This is a genomic window from Sporolactobacillus mangiferae (assembly GCF_023336505.1).
Lineage (GTDB): Bacteria > Bacillota > Bacilli > Bacillales > Sporolactobacillaceae > Sporolactobacillus > Sporolactobacillus mangiferae.
The window spans coordinates 14,002-35,063 of the sequence record NZ_JAMAST010000005.1 but is presented as its reverse complement, the minus strand read 5'-3'; the positions used below and the strand labels follow the sequence as shown (position 1 = coordinate 35,063).

Below are 21,062 nucleotides of genomic sequence, written 5' to 3'. Positions count from 1 at the left end.
ACTGGCTTTCATTCTCGGTTTCAAAAATAGGATTAGTTTTTCATCGGCCCTTGGTTCACCCTTCCGTTCATCAGATTACTTTCAGTTTAAATCATAAGCGCACCTATGGCAAATAAAATCAAGGAACTCTGTCCTTTCATCATCAATGACTTTAGAAAAACTGGATAAAAATGCGCGGTTCCTGATCGCAACATCATCGTTTTAGCGTACCGGCCATGCACCACGATTTACCGGTCGTTCGTCACATTTTACCGATCAACCCTTTTTTATAATTTTCGACCTGTGTTTGCTGATTGATGTCTCTGGGTTGCATCATCCTGCGGTTACTTGCTTGCCACGGGCGCACAGTGAGCCTTCTCAGAAAGACTGAGATCTGCGGGGTCTCGCTGGCACGCATCAACCGGAACGCCTCCGCTTTGATGCTTAGCCATGATATTGTGCTGCTGGTTTGGTATGGGGAAAATCTTATACTTTCTTTACTTGTGAAAAAGGATCGGCAGTTTGGTCGCTGTTCCAGATGTACTCAATGTGCCGGGCGATATCCTGTGCCCGCCGCGTGCCGAACTGATCGGCAATAAAGCCCAGCGCCATATCCATTCCTGCGGACACACCGGATGAGGTATAATACTTCCCATCGCTGACCCAGCGGGCATGTTCGGCCCAGTGTACAGCTGAATTCAGGCCGCGCACCCAGTCAAAAGCCCGCTTGTTGGACGTTGCCCTGCGACCATTCAGCAGCGACGTCCTTGCCAGAAGTGCCGAGCCGGTACAGACGGTCAGGCAGAAAGCAGACCGCTCAGCCGCATTCCCCAGCATCTTAATAAATTCCGGATCGGTCACCAGAAGGCGTGTCCCCTGGCCGCCCGGAACAAGCAGGATTCCATTCGTGTCTGCATCTCCCAGTGCCTCAGTCATAACCGGCAGCTTTTGCCTGCTATGCACAATTCCGCCGCCTGGTGACACATAGCGCGGTACATAGTCTGAAACGTGTCCCAGAACTTCAACCGGCCCGAAAGCATCAAGTGTTTCAAAATCGGGAAAAAGCAGTATATTAACATCCATAGTGTCTGCCTCCTCATGAGCGAAATGGGACAGTCAGATGGCTGCCGCTTAAATCAATGGAATAATGCAAATCCTGATTCCCGCGTACAGTCATCTCAAAATCGGTTGCATAAACGACAAGACCCAGTTGATGGCCGGCAGCCAGCCGATGAAAGGTTGGCTCAAGCTCAATCGTAATCGGGTAGAATTGATTCGGCGTTAATTCATTGACTTTCCATGTATTTTCGCGATTCTGCATGTTGATATGACCCTTGGTTATCATCTTGAATGGTGTAGCAAACCTGGCGCGTGTCAATTCATTGAGATGCTCTTCGCGCCAATGATAACCTAAATCGATGCCCCTCATCTCAAACCGTGTCGGTACCGGATTCAATCGTCTGGCCTCTCCGTAATCAACGAGCTGAATACTGAGCATGCCAAACGGCCGATTGGAAGCTGCCTTCAGGCGCACGCGAACCCGACCGTCAATAATTCGATCTTCGGATGCCGAATCGATTTTAAAAATCAGTCGATTATCGCTTAGCGTATGTGCCTCTTCATTCAAAATGTCGCACGCCCATTGATCGGGATGCGCACAATACTTATTAAAAGCCGCCTCCACGAGACTGTCTTTAAAAGACAGCACGCCACTATCTCCCGGTGCTGCAACAAGTCTTTGCGGGGTTAAATAGTAAATGGTCTTCGGCGTATCCGGGTTTTCCCAATCTTCACATGCGGTCCACGTTTCCGGTGTGATATTATCCTGCACAATGACATTCGGCAATAATGTTTTCGCTCCATTTGACACACCGTAAAGCTCATGGCTGATCCACAGGTTGATCATATCCGTGTAATCGATCGAACGAAAAGCATTGATATAGATATGCCGTCCCTGATGCAGAATTATTTTCTTCGTTACCGGCACACTGCGCAGCGCCTGCCACAGCTGCGCAGCCTGGCCCGGCTTAACGTTCCAGTCATTCAGGCCGTGGACCATCAGCACGTCGCACTTGATGTTCGGTACATCTTTCAAATAGTTGCGCGCATCCCAGAACGTATTGTAATTCCCCGATTCACGGTCCATATCCCGCTGCATTTGTTTCATTTGTTCATCAAAAAAAGCTTTAACCCGAAGCTGATAGTCGGCAGGTGCCTTCATTCTGCTCAATGTCTCAATAGCCAGAACATCCGCGTCTTCTCCTGGAAACCCGCCAGGTGCAACCATCAATCCGCCGCAGCGGTAATAATCGTACCATGAAGAAATGGCGGCTTCCGATATGATCGTCTTTAAGCCATCAACCCCGGTTGTCGCCGCAGCGTTTGCCAGCGTACCAAGATATGAACGTCCGGTCATTGCTACATTGCCATTGCACCACCATGCCGGGATCGCGATATGATCTGTGCGGTTGGTGAACGCGCGCCGCCTGCCATTCAGCCACTCAATAACGGCAACCGTAGCCGCCGTCTGCTGCGGATCGCCGCAGGTTTGGATACCATCAGAGTCCAGGGTGCCGATACCAGACGCATAAACGGCCGCAAAACCACGTGCCAGAAAGTAATCATTCAATGTGTAAGAAAACTCGCGATGGAATGTTTCCGTTGCATATTTGCTTTTACCAGACACCGGACTGGGATCCGGAAGCGCCCGTTCCTCGTGTTTATATGCAATATCCTCGTATTTAAGCTCATTCGGCTGTTTCTCAGTCAGCGGAACATGGACATTGTGCATCGCTTTGGCTCCCGCTTCGTCATTCGTATCCTGACTATAGGGACTGGCGGTGAACAGGGCAGGCACCTTCAGTCCGCGCTCAGTATCCGCCGGACGAATAAATTCCACTTTCAGCAAATCTCGTTTTCCATCATGATCTGAATCGACCGCGGCCTCCACATAGACAACTTCACGAATCAGCTCCGAAGTATCAAACACGGCCTGGGCTTTTCCATTGAAAAAAAGCGGTTTTTCATGTACATCCAGGCTGTAAAACGGAACAAAATAGCCTTGATTCGTCAGCTGGTCAAGGAAAGTCTGCCCGTTCTTCGTATGCGTCGTTAAAAGCAGGTACCAGGCATCCAGAACCTGATCTTTGTTCCACGCACCGTTGCAGACAATCGCCGGAAGCTGTATTTTCTTCATCGCAGCCAGTGGATCACTGATTTCAAAATCAATCTCCGCCAGAAAACCGCAAAGCTGCAAAGCAACCAGATAGAAAACTTCTGCTGTTATCGGCGTGCTTGCGTGCAAATAGTCGTTCAGATCGGTCTCCGGAGTCGCCAGATAATTTTTCATCTTATCACAAAAGTCCTGCTCACCTCTGACCTGTAAAAATGCCTTCCTGAGCAGCAGACGATAAACCATTGCCGGCATGGCTTCATCCTCGATCAGATCATCCAGAAAACGAATACGCCGCAGTTCCTCGATAACGGTCTGATGATCGGCTGTTATCCGTGCAAATTGATTATTTTTCATCAACAAAGCTCCTCATATTAGTCTACTTCAGCCATTATATCATTCCCGCCGCACTGACCCGCGTTCAAAACATTAAGCGTTTTTTAATAAACACAGCTTATTATTGAATCATTCTAAAGGACAAACGGAGTGAGTTTCATGGCAAAAAACAAAGCAGTCAAATGGATCGTCGGGCTTTCAAGTGTTGTTCTTTTTTCCGGTTTTATCGGACTCGCAGAAAAATTTGACCAGGCAGATGCCGCATCTTCAACGGATCAGTCAAACAGCGGTTCCCAGTCAGCTCAGAACGGGCAGAACTCAGATCACGCGAGTACCCCGTTTTTCTCAGATGACGAAAATGGTTCCGATGATCAGGCGCCAGGCGATCAAGCACCGCAGGATAACAGCAATAACGGAGGATTCGGAGCACAGGAGGATTCGGAGCAAAACAGCCAGGACAGCAATGTAGACGGACATTCATCCTGATGATTCACACAAAAAATGAAAGGAGAATGGCTATGTACCGATTTCGATCGATGAATACGGACATTGTCACCTATTATTTAAACGAGAAGCAGAGCCTTCAAACAGAAAAATGGTTCTGTTATGCGGAAAGCACACTCAGCCGCTTCAAAGCGGACAGTGAGCTATCTCAGCTGAATCAAACCAAAAACATACCTTTTCTGCCAAGTGAGCTTTTATTTGAAGCTGTGGCCTGCGCCGACCACTTTTATCATGAAACCGATGGTTTGTTCAACCCATATCTTGGCCGCGACCTGTGCCGCATCGGTTACGACCGAAGCTTTGAAAAAATACGCACCAGTGAATGGGAACCGGCGGAGCGCTCAGATCCCTCACCTGAAGCCACTGCGCCCGCTTCCATTAATCCGCGTATGAAAATGATTACCATGCACGGGGCAGCGCTGGATCTTGGTGGTATTGGCAAGGGATGGGCCGCCCAGCAGGCCGTTCATCAACTGCAAAAACAACTGATCGCCTTTGGAGGCATTGCCGCTGGCGGCGATCTCATTGTCTGGGGAATGCCTGAAAAAAAATGGACCGTGTCCATTTCCGCTCCTGAATCCTGGAATCAGCGTCTGTTTTCCTTCGAACTGAATCGTCCGGCAGGCATCGCAACAAGCAGCACAGTCAGACGCAGCTGGAAAGATAGAAAAGGCCGCACTTATCATCACATTCTCGACCCGCGCACCCACCAAAGCGCACAGTCGGATCTGCTCCAGGTCAGCGTGCTTGCGCCAGATCTGACGCATGCTGAAGTTTATGCCAAATGTCTGATTGTTTTAGGATGGGAAGAAGGCGTGCGGTGGGCAGCGGAGAATCACCCGGAACTTGGCATGGTCGGGCTTAAATCAGACGGTACATTAGCCATTGCCGGTGCCTTTCATGATTACGTGTCGAAGGGATTGAGCACAAATGAACACATTGCTTGCATCAGTCAATGAACTGATGCCGGTCTGGAACGTATCCCGTGCCGCCGGCATCACTTCCTATTTATTGCTTTTTGCTTCAGTCATCACAGGGATGAGCGCCCACTACTCATTTATGAAAGCGAGCACCCGTGCCCGCATAAATCTCATTCATCAATCTGCCGGCTGGTTCGGCATACTGCTTGGCATGATTCACGGTCTGGTACTCGTATTCAGTACTTATGAATCTTTCTCCATCTGGAATGTCCTGATTCCGTTCACATCCAGTACGCATCCACTGTTAATCGGAATCGGTGTTCTGGCACTGGATACGTTCATCCTGCTGATCGTCACTTCGGATTACATGAAGGCGCTCGGGCGAAAGACATGGAAGGCCATTCACTTTCTTGCCTTCCCGGCGTTTGCCGCCGCTTTCCTCCACGGCATTCTGCTCGGGCCGGATACACATCAGCCACTCATGCTGACGATTTACATTGTGACAGCAGCCACTGCCGTTCTGGCTCTGGCATTCCGAATCGCCATACGTGAGCCCAGACCGATACCGGCAAAACCGATTGAGCAGTCAACGCGCAGCTAAACCCAGATGCGGCAGCTTTTCGCATCTGGGTTGCCTTTGCAAATCGTTGTTACTTGCAAAACAAAACATAGATCTGCTTGCAAACTTGACTTCACCAAGTCTCTGGCAAGGGCGCCAGCGTACTCATACTGTATCCTTAAAACATATACTTGCTTCGGACCGTCAAAACTTTTTGCACGTGTTCATTTCACCTGAAATCGAAGCACCGTTCTCCGTTTCTCAGGAACCACCCTTCTCGGATCGGAAAGATAAATCTCGCGATGCTTTCTGGACAGTCGCTTGTACTCCTGTTCTGTGCAAAAAGCTTCCATATGCGCAAAGCTTGCCGGTTCGTCATCATAGCTCCCAACATGAAGCATCTGGCAGCAACGCCCTTCTTCAAACGATGAAAAACTTAATTTGTCCAAAAGAGGATTGGGTTTCTTCTTCTTGACCTCTGACAGGAAATGTTTAAAAAGAGACTCGGTAAGAAAGTCAGGCTGACGGATCATTAGTGTATATTTATAATTACTCTTCACAGTTGGCGGCAATGCGCGATCCAGAAGATCCCATACACCTTCAAGCGGAAAAACGACATAATCATAATAGCCATCTGGAACCGTATGGTTTTTATAGGACATTTTCACCGCATAACTAAGACTGTACAGCGCGGCTGTTGCCTGAGCAAACAACGTACCATTCGGATCGCCGCTTCCCTCAATCATCACAAAGTTCATGGACGGAATGTCCACGATCACCGGCTTCTGTTTGGGAAGATACAAGTCTTTGAACACTTTTTTATAATCCAGTTTATCCATTATTTTCTCCTTATCTATCTTAGTATAGGGCCAGACCCTCAGCGAATTTTTTCTTCATGCGCGCACGAACGTAGCTGGGTTCCATGACTTCGGCATGGCTGCCGAACGACAAAAGATAGCTGTACACCCATTCATTTTCAGGATAAGTGGTTTCGACTGTAAAATATCCGTCTTTATCTTCCCGAATGCAGTCCGGATCGAACTCATCAAAAACCCTGAAAGCAACCGACTGATCAAATTTAATCTTTAACGTAACTTTCTGTACCTCTGCCCAATCCAGATGATCCCAGATTTTCTCCGGGATTTTCCGTTCAAAATGGTCAGCCAGCTCACGGGCTGTAACCTTTCTTTTTTCCAGTAAACAATAGACAATGCCAAACAGTCTGTTCATTGGCACAGCATGTCACCTGTTCTTCTCTGATCTGTTTCTCGTATGGAACGGACAGCTTATCTTATGGTCATCGACAATACCAATCGCCTGCAAATACGAGTAGACAATTACCGGCCCGACGAATTTAAAGCCTCTCTTTTTTAAATCTTTGCTTAGCTTCCGCGACAGTTCACTCTCGGCAGGAACTTCACGCTCATCTGTCCAATGTGAAATGATCGGTCGATGATCGACAAAACTCCATAAATAATTGGAAAAACTGCCGAACGCGCGCTGAACGGCAAGTACTGCAGAAGCATTACTCCGTACAGACCTGATTTTCAGCATGTTTTTAATAATTCCTGAATCGGTTTTTATCCGTTCGAGATCAGAATCACTTAGCTGCGCGCAATAAGAAATATCAAACTGATTGAACGCTTCTCTGTATGCTTCTCTTTTATTCAGCACGATTGACCAGGACAGCCCGGCCTGCGCACCTTCCAGAACAAGCATTTCGAACAGATAGCGGTCATCATGCGAAGGTCTGCACCATTCTGTATCATGATAGAGACGCATGCATTCGTTCAGACTTGCCCATGAGCACGAAGATTCCATAATGGCTCCTTTATCATTTTAATTTCGGTATCAGGAGCATGCGATCATGCGCTCTGCTTCCTGAAAGCCTGTTTCTATTATAATTCAGTTAATAAGACAACAGTATGTCATATTTCAATGAAAATCATTGATGTTCGATGATTTTCGCACCATACTGGATTTTCCATTCATCCTCGTACGTTAACAGGCATCCATTTTTGAGAAAATGCTTCAAAACGGATGCCTGTTTTACGCCCTATTCAACTGATCATTCCTTGCTTTCCACTGAATGCGTTTGAATCGATATCTCCTGGATTTGGAACTTATACGCTATTTATTACGAATTCGAGATGTTGAACCGACACGCCACACAGCTGCATTGCGCACTGTCAGCCCAATTGATCCGCCGCGAAAAGCCCAAGTTTCTTCAGCATGTCAATCAACGTCTTTTTCTCCTCCGCAGGCAGCCCGCCAAGCAATGCATGCACAGCCTCTCTGTGTTTTGGAAAAATACGCTCCATCAATGAACGGCCTTCATCCGTTAATGATGCGAATGTCACCCGACGGTCTCCCGGACATGGTTTCCTTATGATCAGCCGTTTCTTTTGTAACTGATCAACAACATAAGTGGTGCTGCTGCTGGCAATCAGAATTTTACCGCTGATCTGCTGAATCGGCTGATCTCCTTTGTGATAGAGCAGTTCAAGAACAGAGAACGCAGTCAGATTTAGTCCATGATGCCTGATATCCGCTTCAATGCCTTTTCGAACAGACTGTGCTGCACGCATCAGAACGATAAGAAGTTTCAAAGAGATCTCCCTTTCGTCAATCGGTTGTTGCTGCCCTTCTTTCGCCATCTTCGTTCACCCTAACTAATTATTTCGAGATAGAGATATTATCGGACAGGTATATCAAGATGTCAAATTAAATCAGAATATGTCAGTCATCAAGCGGCTTCAGCTGTTTTTCAATGAGCGCACGTCTGCCTTCCAGAAAAGATGGCAGTGCCAGCCGTTCGCCAAGCTTGTCTTCATCTTCATCCGTAGCGAATCCCGGACCATCCGTTGCAAATTCAAAGAGAATTCCGTTATATTCACGTACATACAGGGACTGAAAATAGAATCGATCGACGGCGCCGGAGTTCGGCAGACCGGTCTGTTCAATGACTCTGATCCATTCATCGAGTGCAGTCCGATCCACCACGCGGAATGCAAGATGATGCACACTTCCGTAACCCGGCAATTCCGGTGCATGCACGCTGTCTTCCTGTAGAATAACCTGTGCACCGTGACCGCCTTCACCCGTTTCAAACAGGATTTTGTCATTTTCCCTTGCTGTTTCTCTGAGGTGAAGTACCTTTTCCAGAAAAGCACGCACCAGCTCAGGCCGAGATACTGTTAGCGTGACCGGACCGAGCCCGAGAATGGCATGTTCCACCGGTACCGTCCCGCCGGTCCATGGTATGCCTCCTGCAACGCCTTTGTCTTTTTCATCTGAAACAAGCCGCAGCGGCGTGCCGTCGAAATCCTCAAACTCCAGCACTTTATGCCCGAACAAAGAAGTAATCTCATGATGCGTGACATCCAGTTCAACAAAACGATGGCTCCAGAATTCAAGAGACTGATCGCTTGGCACGCGAAGTGAGACACGGGAGATGGAATTGGTTCCCTTTCTGGTTGCCGATGTATTGGGAAAATCAAAGAAAGTCAAAGTGGTCCCCGGCGTCCCCTTCGTATCCGCGTAATAAAAATGGTAGACCGAAAGATCATCCTGGTTGACCGTTTTTTTGACTAACCGCATACCGAGCACCTGAGTATAGAAAGCAATATTTTTCTTCGCATCGCTGGTGACCATGGATATATGATGCAGGCCTAGTAAATTTCTCGTGGATTCGTCCTCCTTTAGATTCGATAGCTTTGCAATCCGTTTCTGATCCCTTAACTGATCCTGACCGTTTTGAATGGTTTTGACTTTATCAGGGGTTATTTCGTTTCCTTTATGATCATAGAACTTCACATTAAGGAGATGCTGCCTGAAACCTTCACGAAAAATCTTCAGATACCGCGCCCGCAATTCCCGCTGCATTTCCAGTTCATCTTTTGTAAGCGCTCGTTCTCGTGACAGCCGGGCAAGACTGTTGATCGAGCGAAGCAGATGCTTCAACGCGTCCGTTTCTCCGGCCAGTGACTGATACCATTCCCGCGCCGCATAAAATTCCTCTTCAGCCAATTGATGTCCGGTACTCGACCAGTGATCGGTCACTTTCGCTCCGACTGTCTTGAATCGCTCAATCATCGTTTTTGCCACATCTTGCGGCACAAACGGATCATTTTCTCCTGATGCTGTAAAAACAGGGATTCCTGACAGATCCGCCAATGGTTCATCGGATCGGTAATCCATTCCATGGAATAAGATGGCACCGTCAAACACTGGATGGTGAAGATGGAATGAACTGACAATCAGATTGGCACCGTTCGAGTAACCCAGTGCAATCATTGTTCGGTCAGTCATCTTGTTTTCTTCCCTGAATGCGGTTAAAAATTGATCCAGCGTTTCAGTTTCCCGAGTCAGATCATCTACATCGATCCGTCCATCTGGGTAACGATTGAAGAAACGATTCATACCGTTCTCTTTCCGATTTCCCCGTAAACTGAGGATGGCGGCCTCTGGAGCCATTGCCTCTGCAAGTGGAACCAGATCATGTTCATCACCACCCGTCCCATGAAAAAGAACGAGGACGGGCACTTCATTCGTTTTAACTTCTTTAAAAAAATAATGATACGTCATTTTTTTGCACCCCCCCACATTATTATCTCGAATTCGAGATAATAATATAACAATGTCACATTTTTGTCAAGAATGTGTCCTGCATCATCAGAGAGACCGCACCCGGTTTTTTAATTTCCAATCATGATTTAGCGGATTTACCGGTCTGAAAGGTTAAACACGATTACCGGTCATCGCCTGTTCCCAGCATGAATCGTTGATCTGTTTCTATAATTGGCATCATCACTGCGGCTGCTTGCTTACCGCGGGCGCACCTTTCTTATTAAAAAAATGAGACCGCCTCAATCAGTCCCATTTTTTAACACTTTTAGCTGTTAAATTAATCAGAAGGCGCATTGTCCTCACCGGCTTAACGCGCGGTCAGCCTGCTGAACGGTTGGCTGCTTCCGAAACCCAGGCAATGCGTGCATCGTCCGTATCGAAAGGAATGCTGCAGTCTGCACTGAGCAGTATGCCTTGACGACCGTTGTCAATGAGCAGCCGTTTCGCTTCAGACTGAACCTCTTCTTTCGTACCTTTATAAAAAACACCGTTTTCCGTATTTTCAAAGCCGCCCATGACTGCCCGATCTCCGAAAAATTTTTTCCCATCTTTCAGCGAGACGTTTTCGACATAGGAAGCCCAGTGAAATGCTTTGACCGGATAATTCTTATAATCCCCAAGCCGGTTACGTTTGCCCTCAAAGCCGCAAATATGAATCATATTGTAATCATGAACTTTCTGAACAGCTCGCAGCAACTTTACTTCAGCCGGCTGTACGTACTGCTGCCATTGCTTTGTACTGATCAACGAATCCTGGGGCTGCTGCACGCACAGATAGATGCCGTCAATCCCTGATTCCTTAATTAATTGTGTACTCAATACAATCAAATCGTCGGCCAGAATTTCAAAGGCATTGGCAAGTGTCTGGGCGTCTTCTTTGAAGAAACGGTAAATCTTTTCAGTATCGTGTTCAAAAATTTCGAATCGAAGACGCAACTGATACCATGGAGAAAAAATATTATAAAAGCTCCCGATTTCACCGTCATAATGATCAACAATTGCTTTAATCGCCGCAACCTGACGCGTGATCCACGGATCTTTCGGATCGATGTGCTGAATCTTTTTTAAATCGTCAGCACTTTCGAATGTATGGTCAATGACGCCTGGGTGTAAAAAGAAATTGTCACTCATAATTTTTGTAAAATCCGGACGATAGCGATCATAGAAACTTTGCTGCAGCTTAATAACTTTGTCAATGGAGTTCCGGTCACGATATCCAAGAACCTGCTGCCGTTCATCTTGCAGAAAATGATGCCAGAAACTTGCCAGGATCCGATCTGTCGGTTTGTTATCCAGTGTGTCAAGAAGTACCTGATGCTTGTTTTCTGCCACTTGAAATCACCTGCATTTATAGAATGGGCACTGCTAAACTTTACTGTTTATTTTATGGCTCATCATCAGCAAAATAGCGAATGAGCCAACTCATGGTGACGAAAGCCATATAGTCGAAGCATACGGAACTATTTATGCCAGACGCCAGCCTCCATTGACATGAAGACTCTGACCGGTAATGTAGCTGGCATCATCAGAAATAAGAAAGGCGATCGGCTTTGCAACTTCAAAAGCCTGAGCCGCACGCTGCATGGGCACTTTTGTACGGTATTTCTCAATATTCTCCAAGAGCCGTTCATGTGTCATTTCCGTATCGGTAATGCCTGGGACAACCGCATTCACCCGTACATTTCTTGAAGCGCCTTCAAGAGCCAGTGTTTTGGTCAGGCTGGTCACCGCGCCTTTTGAAGCCGCGTAGGCATCATAATTCCGGATGCCGTCAAAAGCATCTACCGAAGTGACATTCACGATACTGCCGAAGCCCTGATCCAGCAGTTTTGGAAGCAATGCCAGGCTCGGATACAGTGTGCCATAATAGTTGACATCCATGATTTCTTTCCAGGACGGGTCGCTGTAATCGAGAACATTCGTCGTATAAAAAATGCCTGCGGAATTCACCAGACCGTCGATCCGTCCGGCTTTTTCATAAATTTCATCAAACGTTTGTTTAACGGCATCCTTATCCATTAATTCCAGCGGGTAAACCTGACTCTGAACACCGTTAATCGTTGTTTTTGTCTGAACATCAGCCAGGCGTTCTTTATTTCGGCCGATCAGATGAACAGTATAACCTCTCTGTGCCAGTTCAATGGCGGCAGCGCGGCCAATGCCGCTGCTTGCGCCAGTCACGATGACCTGTTTTTCTTCGTTTGCCACCTGCTTATATCTCCTTTAATCGTGGATTACAAAAGCTGATTACACATTTGCTAAAATATCGGTCAGAAATTCCTTGGTCCTTGTCTCTGAAGGATGCGCAAAGACCTCTTCCGGTGATCCCTGCTCAACAATGTATCCATCCGCCATAAAAATCACTTTATTGGAGACATGGCGTGCAAAATTCATCTGGTGCGTGACAACAACCATTGTTGTTCCCGATTCAGCTAAATCGCGCATGACTTTCAGCACTTCGCCCACCAGTTCCGGATCCAACGCAGAAGTCGGTTCATCAAAGAAAATGACCTGCGGATTCAGCGCGACTGCCCGCGCAATACCAACACGCTGCTGCTGTCCGCCGGAGAGCTGTGACGGATAGTGATTCTGGCGATCTGAAAGTCCGACACGTTCCAGCGCTTTCAATGCTATTTTCTCTGCCTCGCTTTTTTTCACTTTTCGTGCAACGATTAGTCCTTCGGTGATATTCTGCAAAGCGGTCTTATTATTAAAAAGATTATAGTTCTGGAATACAAAGCCTACATTGCGGCGAATCGTCTGAATGTCCTGGCTGCTTAATTTTTGAAAGTCTTTGTCCACGCCGGCAAATTGAATATGTCCGCCATCCGCACGTTCCAGGGTGGTAATATTGCGCAGAAGCGTTGTTTTTCCTGAACCGCTTGGGCCGATAATCGAAATAACATCGCCTTTGTTCACATCCAGACTGATCCCCTTTAAAATTTCATTGCCTTCATAACCTTTTTTTAAATGGTCTATTTTGAGCATGCTCGTCCCTCCCGCCTTTTGCTAAATCCGCGTCCGCTGACAGGTCCGGCTGTCTGATACTCAGCGGTTTCCAGTTAAAGAAGGTCGTTTTCTTCGTCGATCTTCGAAATTTGCTGAAGTAACGTTCAAGCAGGTAAAAGATCACTTCAGCACTATAACAGATAATCAGATAGTAAACCCAGACCACTAAATAGGCTTCCAGAAAATTATAGTTGAACGCCGCTTCAGTTTTTGCGATCGCAGTAATATCTTTAACAGACATAATGAACGCCAGTGACGAATTCTTAATCAGATATAACGCCGCATTCGTAATATTGGGCAATGCCGAGATCAGTGCCTGCGGGAAAATAATCCGCCAAAACGTCTGGCGCGGCTGCATACCAACCATCAGCCCGGCTTCCATCTGTCCTTTATCAACGGTCTGCAGCGCCGAGCGGAATACTTCCGTCAAGGTTGCGATGCTGTTCAAAGTGAAGACAATATACGCATAATAGATAGGGTTGATGCTAAAGGCAACCTTGCCAATGAACATATTGAGCAGACTTGGAAACGCACTGTAGACGATCAGAATCTGCGCGATAATCGGTGTCCCTCTGACGAAAGAGACATAGAGCTTTACCAATTGTTCCAGGCCTTTAATTCGATAAATTCTGATTAAGGCAAAAAGACAACCGATCGGCAATGAAATCAATAATGCAACGAGTACAATTTGCAGCGTGACGGGAACACCCTGAATGGCTGTCTGAGCAACTTTACCCATAAAATCTGTATTTAATGACATGTAAGATGCTCCCCTTAAGCGGCAATCGTCTTTCTTTTTGCCTGATAGGATTTTTCAACCAAAGTGACTCCCTTATCAATCGCCAGTGAAATCACCCAGTAGATTAAAGCGAGCGCACAGTAAGTCTGCCAGGCATAACCGCCCGAATTATTGGCCACAATCATCTGCGCCTTGGCAACCATGTCAACAACCCCGATCGTGAAGGTCAGCGCGCCTTCTTTCAAAAGGTTAATGACCGAGTTTGCAAAATTAGGCAGCGCAACAACAAAGGCCTGAGGCAGAAGAATCCGATAAAAGGTCTGAAACGGCGTCATACCGACCATCAGTCCCGCCTCCATCTGTCCTTTTGAGACCGACTCATAGGCTGAACGCATGATTTCCGAAACCGGCGCTGAAAAGAGCAGTGTCAGCGCAATAATGACAAAGTACATACGGTTCCAGCCTTCAATGTTCACATGAAACCATCCGCTGAAAAGAAGCGGCATGCCGTAATACACAACAAAAATCATGATAATCGAGGGAGTGGCACGAATCACACTCACATAGACTGCTGAAATAACGCGCAAAATAGCTGATTCACTTTTTTTGGCCGCTGCCAGACCTAAACCGAGCAGACTGCCCAAAATGATCGACGATACGGATACAACCAAGGTAATGTTAATGGCAGGGAGCAACTGGCCTAAGAAATTAATGATGAGTCTGACATTCTCCATTTACACAACCTCACCCATTTTTTACTTGATGCTATTAAAGCGTTGGTAACTTGTCGCAAGCGGTGAAAAGCCCGCAGTGAGAAAAAAGATACTTAAATTATTCAAAAGGCTTATTCAGCAGTTTAAAGTTATCCTGTCCAAAATATTTTTCAGAAAGTTCAGATGCCTTGCCAGAGCTGATTACTTTCTTAATTGCTTTGTCGTAAGCCGCAGCCAATGCTTTCTGATCCTTGTTAAACAGCGGATATGTTTTAATTCCGCCTAATGTCACATACGTTAACTTACCCTTCAGATCTGCATTTGCTCCATTTTTCTTTTCCACATTGGCTTCGAACATTGGGCGGATGGCAAAGAAAGCATCATAGCGACCTTCATTTACCCATTTCAGTGCATCCGAAACGACAAATGTATCGGCACTGCCCAGATCGATCTTAGGGCTGTGATTCTTGTTGTAGTCAGCGATGACGGCATATTGACCATTCTGCGGCGCAATCGGAACCAATTTACCGTTATTATTTGCGAGCTTTGCCAAACCGCCGAATTTATCCTTATCTTTCGTTCTGACCACAAAACCTGAATCACTGACACCTAAGTAATTTTTCGGAAAGAGATAGGTTTTGGCACGATCCGCGGTGTAGAACACGTTTTTGACACCAACCGCGTACTTGCCGCTCTTAACACCAATCAGAACATCGTCATCACTGGTCCCCACATACTCGAATTTGTACTGAGGCAGTAACTTGTCCACTTCACGCATCACGGCAACGTCATAACCGTCACCCTGCTTTTTGCTGTTTTGATAAGTAATCGGGAAATTGGTCGTTGCATAAGCGACCTTAATGACTTTAGGCTGATCGGAGCTTGCCTTGTCCGTATTTTTTGCCTGATTTGAACCTTGATTACCAGCAAAATATATGATCGCAAAGATAATGACCGCCGCAGCTACAATACTAATAATAATTTTGTCCAGTTTTTTCATGCTGTGAATCCCCCTCAGATGAATAAAAATTTAATATGTTCATAGGTCAGTATCTGATACTTCAATGAATGTTCCGCACCTTCAAAATTCAGTTGAACGATTCGGTTCTCCGTCCCCTGCTTAAAAAGCAGCAGACGATCACCAAGTAAAATCTGATATCCGTCAGCTATATGCTCAGGCGCTTTTTCCGTTAATTCTCCCCAGGTTCTGGCAACCTTTTCCGGATCCGGCACATGAATAAGCGCCTGCCTGACTACAAGATCTCCGGCCGGATGCTGCACGATCAGCCCTTTTTCCTTGAGCTTTTGCTGGCGTTCCTGATCGCTGCCCTGCCATTGAATAAAAAACGGATATGGCAAGCCGTCAACCGTGTTGTCAATGAAAAAGATCGACCACGTGATCAGATTGCCCTGTTCGTCCAGACGCTGGCCTTCTTCGATAGCATTAACCTTGAGCCCTGCTTTTTTCAGACGGCTATGTGTTGCTTTAATATCGGTCGTACGAATCGCAATCGTGTTTATTCGCTGGGTCCCGCTCTGGTAATCCTGAACTGCATCATAGACGGCTGAAGCATCGAAGCGCGAAAATCTACCGGCTCGCCCTTTATCATAAACAGAAATCAGTTCGATATAATTTAAACCAAAATAACCCAGGGCGTTTTCCGTTCCCCACTTCTCATGCCGGCCGCCGCGTGCAAAAATAATGCCATGATCTCCGAAAAATTTCGCGGCCGCATCGATATCCTGAACATTAATCATCGTGTGATCCCAATTCAACGCGGCCATGCTCAATGCTCCTTCCCCAATTCGGTTGTCCGTTTAATGGCGGCGAGCACTGCGTTCTGAACGCCTGCTGCGAAATCGCTGGCATCCAGTTCATGCTGTGCTGCAATACCGACGCCGCCGGCCGAATTATTGATATCCAGTAACTCATAAGGGTGTTTGCCGGTGATTTCCAGCATTTTTGCTGCACCCTGCAGATTTTCAAGCGCAATATCGTTCGCCTGTTTTCTCGATAATCCACCAAGCACACCTGCGTTAGTCAAGGCTAGATAAAAATTGTACACGTAATTTGGGCCCGCAATCGCGTACCCTGTATAAATGTCAATTTGTTTCTCAGGAATATAATCGACTTTCCCGAAACTTCTTAGAAATTCATCAACGTTCTCCCGTTTCGCTGCACCGTTCAATGCTGCGCCGGAAACGCCGAATCCCGTATCCGTCAGCGTATTGGGAATAATGCGGACAATCGGATAATCCTCATCTCCAAGTGCTTCTGTCAATTGTTTCACGGTGACCCCGGCAACAATTGAGATCAACGTTTTCTTTTTCCCGCTCACACCTATTTTTTTTGCAATGCCTGCCCAATCGTCCTGCGGCCGAACACCAAGCAGAATCAGATCGGCTGCATCCAAAGCGTCAGCATGAAATTCGCTGCTGGCATTGACATGATACGTTTCCGCCAAATGGCGCACCCGATTCGGACTGATATCGACGACATAGGTTGTCTCAGAATCAATTGCCCGATTTTTTAATGAGGCACGAATGATGGCTTCCACCATTTGCCCGCCACCAATGGCATACAGTGACTTTGTCATTTTCCCCTTCTCCCCAATTCTTCTTATTTGAAAAAAAATCAGTTAAGTTTCTGAAACTTAGCTGTGCATCTCTTAATCAATTATGTAGCTATTATCGCATTACAAATAAAAGTTGTATATCATATACTAATAGTATGGATTAGAAATGTCAATTAACTTTTATCCGGTCAGTATGAACTTAATAGTGTCCTTGATCCTTCTATTAAATTCACCATTTATCCTTGTCAGTACATGTCGGTTTCATTCATTATGTAAAACAGACAGGTAAACGATCAATCATCTCTTTTATATTTTCAGAATTCTATGAATAGATATAATTTATCATTATTTCGCCGAAAAATCAATGTTTATATACTGCAATTCATTGCATTTTTTTGCTATTGTTTTTAAGAAAAACCGGGCAAAAAGCGCCCGGTTCTTACTTCCGCAGAATGCGGTGGCTTCCGCGTTGTGCACAGGACGTGCACGTCTTTAGTGGAAGTTTCTTTTCAACCAGCGAAAGTTCCTTATAGTTATTGAGAATTCCCTTACATTAGTTAGTGGAAGTTCCTTTTACACTGTGTAATCGAATGGGTTCGTGTCTTTACAGTACTGAATCGACGCTTCAGTTGCTCGCTTGCCGCGGGCGATTCGGAAGCCTCCTCAGGCTGGCAAATTCCTGCGGGGTCTTCCCTGGCTCGCTGATCAACAGGAACGCTCCGCAAGCGTCTCGGACTCCGCTTTGATTCTCGATAAGACACTGGTTTATTGGTTTTCATATGGGTCAAAATGATATACTTTCTTATAAAAAAGAAGTCTCAAAGTTTTAAAGCTTCGAGACTTCCTATAATTATTTATCTGTATTTTGGACCGCGTGGCGTACTTCTTTTTGATTCAGATGTAAAACTTTGGGGTCATAAAGAACCAGCGGAACTGCTTCTTCAACTACTTCGCTGAATTTTAGCCCGTACCAGATTGCCGGCGACGTCGTAATGTTCTGCAGAAAAATACGTCCGCCAATCAATAGGCGATCCAGACGGTTCATTTTCGGATCTGTTGCCAAATCCATCAGCTGCTGCGTCGTGACCACAAACTTAAAATCACCCACACGCCGATTTTTAAGTGTTGTATATTTTGGATATTGTGAGTCAATGATATTCTGGTCAATAAGGTCATTAACAATTTGCCGGACATAGACATTGACATGCTGTGAATTTTTAAAGCCAAGATAGAGTTGTACACTGATGATATTTCGCGTGCCGAGCATATCAACGGTATATTGACTCTCATAGGGTGCATCGGTTTCATTAACTGTCACAAACCAGTACACCTTGGCCCGTTTCGGACGTTTGTCCAGAATCGAGTACAGCACTTTACGTTTAATACTGTAATGCGGGCCGACGATGGTCATATAGACTAAGTTCGCCGCATAGAGAGGCTCCGAATTGTCATTGCTCAGTTGAATAAGCTGCTTTCGGTAATCCATCAGCGAAACGTATTCACTTGTACGTTCATACTTCTCGCGCCGTTTATTGCCAAAGTACCATACGACCATAACCATAAGAATAAGCAGCGTAATAAGGAGGGTTAAATAGCCGCCATGGGCAAACTTAACCAGACTTGCCGCCAGAAAAAGCAGTTCAATCGTACCGAAAAACAGAACCATTCCGGACGCAGCAAATAGATTCATCCGATCCTTAATGAATGCAAACAGCAGCAGTGTCGTCATCAGCATCGTGATGGTAATGGCTAATCCATAAGCCGCTTCCATGTGCTGCGATGTTTGAAACAGCCAGACGATGCCCACAGTAATGACACATAAAAGCCAATTGACCGTTGAAATATACATCTGGCTGCGAATATCCCCCGGACGTTTAATCAGCATCCGCGGCAGAAATTTCAGGCCAATGGCTTCATTAACCAATGTAAAGCTGCCGGTAATCAGAGCCTGAGAAGCAATGATCGCAGCTAAGGTGGCAAGCACAATAGCAAATAACCTTGTTTGCCCTGGAATCATCTCATAAAATGGATTGATATCAGAGAGATGGCGATATACGGCATTCTGATAATGCCCGATCACCCAGGCTCCCTGGCCCAGGTAACTCAGCATCAGCATCAGATACACAAAAGGCCAGCTTCCATAGATATTCTTCTTTCCGACATGCCCCATATCCGAATACAGAGCTTCCGCTCCGGTCGTTGCCAGAAAAACACTGCCAAGAATAAAAAGACCTGCTTTATTAACCGGACTGAATAAAAACTGAATCGCATAATATGGGGAAAATGCCTTTAGAATTTCCAGATGTGCAAGCATATTCATAAAACCCATGGCGCCAATGAAAAGAAACCATAAAAGCATGATCGGTCCGAATGAGCGTCCGATCATTTCCGTACCGAAGTGCTGAATTAAAAAAACACCCAACAGAATCATCGTCACGATAAACACAACCACGATCTGGTCATTACTGAATGCCAGCGGACCAATCTGCTGCCCCTTCAGTCCCTCAATCGCTGAGGTTACAGAAACGGCCGGAGTCAGCGTCCCATCTGCCAGCAATGCAGCCCCACCTATAAGCGCAGGGTAAATCAGCCAGCGCGCCCTCCCGCGAATCAACGCATACAGGGCAAATATACCGCCCTCATGATTATTATCCGCACGCATGGCGATCAATACATATTTTACAGTTGTGATGAGCATCAGGGTCCAGAAGATCAGTGAAACGGAACCTATAATATATTCAGGGATCGCATCCTGCATTTTTCCAGCATCAGAAATGATCGCATTCATGACATAGAGCGGCGAAGTACCGATATCCCCGTAGACAATCCCCAATGTTACCAACATGCCGCCAAGCGACAAAGGCCGGACCATTTTTTTGCCCATAATCTTTAGTGAACTCCTCTTTAAAAATTTTAACCTATCAATGACTGATGAATCTGCCATCCATATTAAAGGACAGGAATCCGTTACTAAGCAACATGCCTCCGGGTCGGGGCAGAACTTCAGTCAGCAGACATTTAACTGCGCAAAAAGAAGCAGCAAAAAGACCACGGAGGATCAGCCTCGTGGTCGAATTAATTCTCGATCATTCGTTCACATCCTCTCTCCTGACGCTTACGAGGTTAGCTGTCGGATTCGGACCATGAGAGTAGCCCGTCCTTGCGTTGAAGGATTCACCCCGAGTGATGTCAGTCATCACACATTGGTTCCCCCGCTCCTTGCGGATTCAGCGAATAAGAATGAATTAATTTTCGTTGAAATTATACGCCTTGAGTGCCATTCTGTAAAGAAAAAATTGACATCGATCTGAGTTCGGTCTGCTGTGAGGCTCTGCTTCAGTCATAGGCTAAACACCATGAGAATAGCAACATGGTCCTTAAGCTTAAAAACATTCTAAAACAGTGGCAGCGTCCTCGGAACACTTTTATTTTCGCCAGAAAGTGGAACACTCCGCTTTATCTTCTATATTAAAGGCAATCATTTGCTCAAGCAGTGAAAAATCGACCGGCCGATTCCACGGCACGCGAATCAGCTGTTTGGTACATTCATAACCTGCCTGTACAATTTCTTTTGAAAACCGAACAATCCCTGCGCGCTCGGGTGAAACAGCCATGTGTTTCTTGGAAGTGCTGAAACCAATGATAAAGGTACCGTGATCGGTAAACATTGGCTGATTCCACTTTATTTCCGGTTTTAATTGTGGGAACTGCCTTGCTACCCAGAACAGCACTTCGTCCATCCGATCCCGATTTTGCGGTGAATCAATATGCGCTAAACATTCAGCAAAAACATTCATCCCATCAACCCTCTCATATATATTCTGTCAGAAAATGAAAAGTCCGTCGAAATAAGTATTAAAAAAAACAGGCGGTACATTCCGGATTTTCATTCATTTTACGTTGAAGACATTCATTATTCATGACCT

The 21,062-nt window shown here is 46.1% G+C and carries 20 protein-coding genes, 1 pseudogene and 1 riboswitch; of the genes and pseudogenes, 3 read left to right on the top strand and 18 right to left on the bottom strand.

All coding sequences use genetic code 11. From position 1 onward, the window contains the following. Positions 1-465 precede the first annotated feature (465 nt). Together M3N64_RS06635 and M3N64_RS06630 are read right to left on the bottom strand one after the other, a co-directional pair. On the bottom strand, positions 466-1,062 hold the full coding sequence (locus M3N64_RS06635) for a DJ-1/PfpI family protein (protein ID WP_249099977.1): 597 nt from the start codon (positions 1,060-1,062) through the stop codon (positions 466-468). 13 nt (positions 1,063-1,075) lie between these two features. After that, positions 1,076-3,508 carry a Xaa-Pro dipeptidyl-peptidase gene (locus M3N64_RS06630; RefSeq protein WP_249099975.1) on the bottom strand — a complete coding sequence of 811 codons (2,433 nt, stop codon included), beginning with the start codon at positions 3,506-3,508 and terminating at the stop codon, positions 1,076-1,078. A 138-nt stretch (positions 3,509-3,646) separates the two neighbouring features. Here M3N64_RS06630 and M3N64_RS06625 point away from each other — a divergent pair, with 138 nt between their 5' ends. The 3 genes from M3N64_RS06625 to M3N64_RS06615 are packed head-to-tail and all read left to right on the top strand — an operon-like array spanning position 3,647 to position 5,512. Continuing rightward, positions 3,647-3,973: a hypothetical protein gene (locus M3N64_RS06625; RefSeq protein WP_249099972.1), complete on the top strand. Its 327-nt coding sequence runs from the start codon at positions 3,647-3,649 to the stop codon at positions 3,971-3,973. Positions 3,974-4,005: 32 nt separating this feature from the next. Beyond that, a complete protein-coding gene (locus M3N64_RS06620) occupies positions 4,006-4,950 on the top strand; it encodes an FAD:protein FMN transferase (protein WP_249099970.1) in 945 nt (314 codons plus the stop codon). Next, positions 4,922-5,512 carry a ferric reductase-like transmembrane domain-containing protein gene (locus M3N64_RS06615; protein WP_249099967.1) on the top strand — a complete coding sequence of 197 codons (591 nt, stop codon included), beginning with the start codon at positions 4,922-4,924 and terminating at the stop codon, positions 5,510-5,512. Before M3N64_RS06620 ends, M3N64_RS06615 begins: the two co-directional genes overlap by 29 nt. A 182-nt stretch (positions 5,513-5,694) precedes the next feature. Here M3N64_RS06615 and M3N64_RS06610 read toward each other — a convergent pair whose 3' ends face one another. The 16 genes and pseudogenes from M3N64_RS06610 to M3N64_RS06535 all read right to left on the bottom strand — a co-directional run bounded on the left by M3N64_RS06610 (position 5,695) and on the right by M3N64_RS06535 (position 20,933). Next, entirely contained in the window at positions 5,695-6,309 is a 615-nt protein-coding gene (locus M3N64_RS06610; RefSeq protein WP_249099963.1) for a GyrI-like domain-containing protein, read from the bottom strand. Positions 6,310-6,328: 19 nt separating this feature from the next. Continuing rightward, positions 6,329-6,700, bottom strand: coding sequence for a WYL domain-containing protein (locus tag M3N64_RS06605; RefSeq protein ID WP_249099961.1), 372 nt, complete (start codon positions 6,698-6,700; stop codon positions 6,329-6,331). 12 nt (positions 6,701-6,712) lie between these two features. Next, positions 6,713-7,291, bottom strand: coding sequence for a DNA-3-methyladenine glycosylase I (locus M3N64_RS06600; RefSeq protein ID WP_249099958.1), 579 nt, complete (start codon positions 7,289-7,291; stop codon positions 6,713-6,715). 368 nt (positions 7,292-7,659) lie between these two features. Further along, complete coding sequence (locus tag M3N64_RS06595; RefSeq protein ID WP_249099955.1) at positions 7,660-8,127, bottom strand: MarR family winged helix-turn-helix transcriptional regulator; 468 nt, start codon at positions 8,125-8,127, stop codon at positions 7,660-7,662. A gap of 82 nt (positions 8,128-8,209) precedes the next feature. After that, complete coding sequence (locus M3N64_RS06590) at positions 8,210-9,193, bottom strand: ring-cleaving dioxygenase (RefSeq protein ID WP_368389903.1); 984 nt, start codon at positions 9,191-9,193, stop codon at positions 8,210-8,212. Positions 9,194-9,247: 54 nt separating this feature from the next. Then, positions 9,248-10,057 (bottom strand): annotated as a pseudogene (locus M3N64_RS06585) (DUF896 domain-containing protein); the annotation flags it as partial. Positions 10,058-10,417: 360 nt separating this feature from the next. After that, positions 10,418-11,431: a uroporphyrinogen decarboxylase family protein gene (locus M3N64_RS06580; RefSeq protein ID WP_249099951.1), complete on the bottom strand. Its 1,014-nt coding sequence runs from the start codon at positions 11,429-11,431 to the stop codon at positions 10,418-10,420. A 132-nt stretch (positions 11,432-11,563) separates the two neighbouring features. Then, on the bottom strand, positions 11,564-12,307 hold the full coding sequence (locus M3N64_RS06575; protein WP_249099949.1) for an SDR family NAD(P)-dependent oxidoreductase: 744 nt from the start codon (positions 12,305-12,307) through the stop codon (positions 11,564-11,566). A 39-nt stretch (positions 12,308-12,346) separates the two neighbouring features. After that, a complete protein-coding gene (locus M3N64_RS06570; protein WP_249099946.1) occupies positions 12,347-13,087 on the bottom strand; it encodes an amino acid ABC transporter ATP-binding protein in 741 nt (246 codons plus the stop codon). Then, positions 13,053-13,868: an amino acid ABC transporter permease gene (locus tag M3N64_RS06565; protein ID WP_249099943.1), complete on the bottom strand. Its 816-nt coding sequence runs from the start codon at positions 13,866-13,868 to the stop codon at positions 13,053-13,055. The genes M3N64_RS06570 and M3N64_RS06565 overlap by 35 nt, the downstream gene beginning before the upstream one ends. Positions 13,869-13,882: 14 nt before the next feature. Beyond that, positions 13,883-14,581, bottom strand: coding sequence for an amino acid ABC transporter permease (locus tag M3N64_RS06560; protein WP_249099941.1), 699 nt, complete (start codon positions 14,579-14,581; stop codon positions 13,883-13,885). Positions 14,582-14,678: 97 nt separating this feature from the next. Further along, on the bottom strand, positions 14,679-15,560 hold the full coding sequence (locus tag M3N64_RS06555) for a transporter substrate-binding domain-containing protein (RefSeq protein ID WP_249099937.1): 882 nt from the start codon (positions 15,558-15,560) through the stop codon (positions 14,679-14,681). Between the two features lie 14 nt (positions 15,561-15,574). Further along, positions 15,575-16,345: a VOC family protein gene (locus M3N64_RS06550; RefSeq protein ID WP_249099934.1), complete on the bottom strand. Its 771-nt coding sequence runs from the start codon at positions 16,343-16,345 to the stop codon at positions 15,575-15,577. A 2-nt stretch (positions 16,346-16,347) separates the two neighbouring features. Then, positions 16,348-17,157 carry a pyrroline-5-carboxylate reductase family protein gene (locus M3N64_RS06545; RefSeq protein WP_249099931.1) on the bottom strand — a complete coding sequence of 270 codons (810 nt, stop codon included), beginning with the start codon at positions 17,155-17,157 and terminating at the stop codon, positions 16,348-16,350. Between the two features lie 829 nt (positions 17,158-17,986). Further along, positions 17,987-20,020, bottom strand: coding sequence for a KUP/HAK/KT family potassium transporter (locus M3N64_RS06540; protein ID WP_249099929.1), 2,034 nt, complete (start codon positions 20,018-20,020; stop codon positions 17,987-17,989). A gap of 212 nt (positions 20,021-20,232) precedes the next feature. Further along, positions 20,233-20,379, bottom strand: a riboswitch (cyclic di-AMP (ydaO/yuaA leader). Between the two features lie 182 nt (positions 20,380-20,561). Continuing rightward, positions 20,562-20,933, bottom strand: a complete 372-nt coding sequence (locus M3N64_RS06535) for an iron chaperone (RefSeq protein WP_249099926.1) — start codon at positions 20,931-20,933, stop codon at positions 20,562-20,564. Between the last annotated feature and the right edge of the window lie 129 nt (positions 20,934-21,062).

What these genes read in the sequence shown, in the direction of transcription:
- M3N64_RS06610 (WP_249099963.1), bottom strand. Translation starts at nt 6,309, where the DNA reads ATGGATAAACTGGATTATAAAAAAGTGTTCAAAGACTTGTATCTTCCC.
- M3N64_RS06615 (WP_249099967.1), top strand. Translation starts at nt 4,922, where the DNA reads ATGAACACATTGCTTGCATCAGTCAATGAACTGATGCCGGTCTGGAAC.
- M3N64_RS06605 (WP_249099961.1), bottom strand. Translation starts at nt 6,700, where the DNA reads ATGAACAGACTGTTTGGCATTGTCTATTGTTTACTGGAAAAAAGAAAG.
- M3N64_RS06600 (WP_249099958.1), bottom strand. Translation starts at nt 7,291, where the DNA reads ATGGAATCTTCGTGCTCATGGGCAAGTCTGAACGAATGCATGCGTCTC.
- M3N64_RS06565 (WP_249099943.1), bottom strand. Translation starts at nt 13,868, where the DNA reads ATGTCATTAAATACAGATTTTATGGGTAAAGTTGCTCAGACAGCCATT.
- M3N64_RS06620 (WP_249099970.1), top strand. Translation starts at nt 4,006, where the DNA reads ATGTACCGATTTCGATCGATGAATACGGACATTGTCACCTATTATTTA.
- M3N64_RS06595 (WP_249099955.1), bottom strand. Translation starts at nt 8,127, where the DNA reads ATGGCGAAAGAAGGGCAGCAACAACCGATTGACGAAAGGGAGATCTCT.
- M3N64_RS06540 (WP_249099929.1), bottom strand. Translation starts at nt 20,020, where the DNA reads ATGGGCAAAAAAATGGTCCGGCCTTTGTCGCTTGGCGGCATGTTGGTA.
- M3N64_RS06550 (WP_249099934.1), bottom strand. Translation starts at nt 16,345, where the DNA reads ATGGCCGCGTTGAATTGGGATCACACGATGATTAATGTTCAGGATATC.
- M3N64_RS06555 (WP_249099937.1), bottom strand. Translation starts at nt 15,560, where the DNA reads ATGAAAAAACTGGACAAAATTATTATTAGTATTGTAGCTGCGGCGGTC.
- M3N64_RS06545 (WP_249099931.1), bottom strand. Translation starts at nt 17,157, where the DNA reads ATGACAAAGTCACTGTATGCCATTGGTGGCGGGCAAATGGTGGAAGCC.
- M3N64_RS06535 (WP_249099926.1), bottom strand. Translation starts at nt 20,933, where the DNA reads ATGAATGTTTTTGCTGAATGTTTAGCGCATATTGATTCACCGCAAAAT.
- M3N64_RS06570 (WP_249099946.1), bottom strand. Translation starts at nt 13,087, where the DNA reads ATGCTCAAAATAGACCATTTAAAAAAAGGTTATGAAGGCAATGAAATT.
- M3N64_RS06635 (WP_249099977.1), bottom strand. Translation starts at nt 1,062, where the DNA reads ATGGATGTTAATATACTGCTTTTTCCCGATTTTGAAACACTTGATGCT.
- M3N64_RS06560 (WP_249099941.1), bottom strand. Translation starts at nt 14,581, where the DNA reads ATGGAGAATGTCAGACTCATCATTAATTTCTTAGGCCAGTTGCTCCCT.
- M3N64_RS06625 (WP_249099972.1), top strand. Translation starts at nt 3,647, where the DNA reads ATGGCAAAAAACAAAGCAGTCAAATGGATCGTCGGGCTTTCAAGTGTT.
- M3N64_RS06630 (WP_249099975.1), bottom strand. Translation starts at nt 3,508, where the DNA reads ATGAAAAATAATCAATTTGCACGGATAACAGCCGATCATCAGACCGTT.